This is a genomic window from [Flexibacter] sp. ATCC 35208, from assembly GCF_001975825.1.
In the GTDB taxonomy this organism is placed as follows: domain Bacteria; phylum Bacteroidota; class Bacteroidia; order Chitinophagales; family Chitinophagaceae; genus Chitinophaga.
The window spans coordinates 1-355 of the sequence record NZ_MTKN01000353.1; the positions used below are offsets into that span (position 1 = coordinate 1).

At 37.2% G+C, this 355-nt stretch carries 1 protein-coding gene; it reads right to left on the bottom strand.

From position 1 onward, the window contains the following. Positions 1-6: 6 nt before the first annotated feature. On the bottom strand, positions 7-355 hold a 349-nt coding region (locus tag BW716_RS35885), incomplete at its 5' end, for a transposase (RefSeq protein ID WP_179091450.1).

Below are 355 nucleotides of genomic sequence, written 5' to 3' on the forward strand. Positions count from 1 at the left end.
AGTTGTTTAAACTTTTAATTTTCGACAGAATAATGTAATAAGAGCAAGCCAATGTAACCCCATCCATGTGAATACTTTTGTTTCATAGCGAACAGATAGAGCTTTAAATGCGTCTAACCAGGCATTGGCATGCTCAATTTTTGTTCTCCTTTTGTACAATTGGTCATCAAAATATCTATACTCCTCACTGGCGGTTTTGCCGTTACGCTTATTGGGTTTCACATTTAGCTCTATTTCTTTTATATCACAAGCCTTCCGTAGCTCCTCACTGTCAAAACCAGGATCTGCATTCAAAAAAACGCCGCTACTGTTAATACCCGCTTCCTCCAATAAACTGATCATTTTTTCAAAAATG